This is a genomic window from Brucella grignonensis, from assembly GCF_002252505.1.
In the GTDB taxonomy this organism is placed as follows: domain Bacteria; phylum Pseudomonadota; class Alphaproteobacteria; order Rhizobiales; family Rhizobiaceae; genus Brucella; species Brucella grignonensis.
Genome location: NZ_NNRL01000022.1, coordinates 1 through 1,781 on the forward strand (window position 1 = coordinate 1; position 1,781 = coordinate 1,781).

The window sequence follows — 1,781 nt, forward strand, 5'->3', positions numbered from 1 at the left end:
AGATAGTAGCGCGCCACCGCCGGCACCACGCCCGCCGCGCCGTTGGTGGGCGACGTGACGACCCGCCCGCCGGCGGCGTTCTCCTCGTTCACTGCCATGGCGTAGACGCTCATCCAGTCGTTGGTCTGGTGCGGCTGGCTCAGGTTCCTGCCGCGCTCGGCCTGCAACTGGTCGTGAATGGCCTTCGCCCTGCGCCTTACCTTCAGCCCACCCGGCAGGATGCCCTCGCGGGTGAGGCCGCGCCGGATGCAGCCGTCCATGACCGCCCAGACCCGGTCGAGCCGGGCGTCGAGTTCAGTCCCGTAAACCGCCTCCTCATTGGCGCGCTTCATCCGGGCGATCGACTTCCCCGAAGCGCGGCCCATGCCCAGCATTTCCTCCGCGTCGCGGAAGGGATACGGCACAGCCGGTTGGGCGCCGGCCGGGCCGGCATCAGCGGATTTGCCCAGTTCGGTTTCAGTCATCACGAAGCCGCCGCCGATGGAATAGTAGGTCTGCCGGTGCCAGGTGTTCCCGGCCCGGTCATAGGCCTTCAGGACCATCCCGTTCGGGTGACCGGGCAAGGAAGGGCCGTAGTCGAAGACCAGGTCTCTGTCTGGGTCGAAGCGCAGCGCCGGCAGCCCCTCCGGCTCGACCAGCCCGGTCCTGCGCACTTGCGCCTCGATCTCTTCCGCTCGGTCGGGATCGAGCGTTTCCGGCAGCAGGCCGCAGAGTCCGAGGATTACGGCGCGGTCGCTCGCATGCCCCTTTCCGGTGAAGGCGAGCGAGCCGTGGAGGCTCGCCCCCAGCCGGAACAGTTCACCCGCCCCGGGAATCTTGACGACGCCGCCGCGAAGATCGTCGAGGAAGCGCGAAGCCGCAACCATCGGCCCCATCGTATGCGACGACGAGGGGCCGATGCCGATCTTGAAGACATCGAAGACCGACAGGAACATCTTTCACGATCCGTAGATCGGAAAGGCCTCGCACAGCGCCCGCACCCCGCCACGCACTTGCGTCTCCACCGCCGCGTCGCCGTCGGGATTCTGCGACAGGGCGTCGAGAACCCGCAGGATGAGAGCGCCGATCGTCTCGAACTCCGTCTCGCCGAAGCCGCGCGTCGTGCCCGCCGAGCTGCCGAGGCGGATGCCGGACGTGACGAACGGCTTTTCGGGATCGTTGGGGATCGCGTTCTTGTTGCAGGTCAGGCCAGCGCGCTCCAGCGCGATCTCGGCGACCTTACCCGTCACGCCCTTGGGCCGCAGATCGACCAGGACCATGTGGCTGTCCGTGCCGCTGGAGACGATGCCGAGGCCGCCCTCCTTCAGCCTCCGGGCCAGCGCCTGCGCATTGGCGACGACCCGGCGCGCGTAGTCCTTGAACTCCGGCCTCAGCGCCTCGCCGAAGGCCACTGCCTTGGCGGCGATAACGTGCATGAGCGGCCCGCCCTGATTGCCGGGGAAGACGGCCGAGTTGAGCTTTTTCGCCAGCGTCTCGTCATTGGTCAGGATGACGCCGCCGCGCGGGCCGCGCAGGGTCTTGTGCGTGGTCGAGGTGGTGACGTGCGCATGCGACACCGGGTTCGGATACTGCCCGCCTGCGATTAGCCCCGCATAATGGGCCATGTCGACCATAAGATACGCGCCGACTTCGTCCGCGATCATGCGGAAGCCTTCGAAGTCGATCCGGCGCGGATAGGCCGAGGCCCCGGCGACGATCAGCTTCGGCTTGGTCTCCAGCGCCTTTTCGCGCACCTTCTCCATGTCGATGAGGTGAGTGTCGGCATCAACCTCGTAGGAGAC

The 1,781-nt window shown here is 67.3% G+C and carries 2 protein-coding genes; both read right to left on the bottom strand.

Annotation, left to right across the window (positions count from 1 at the left end):
- On the bottom strand, positions 1-935 hold a 935-nt coding region (locus CEV33_RS00260; protein WP_094538645.1), incomplete at its 3' end, for a serine dehydratase beta chain.
- A 3-nt stretch (positions 936-938) separates the two neighbouring features.
- Positions 939-1,781, bottom strand: an 843-nt coding sequence (glyA, locus tag CEV33_RS00265; RefSeq protein WP_094538646.1) for a serine hydroxymethyltransferase, incomplete at its 5' end; no start/stop codon positions are given.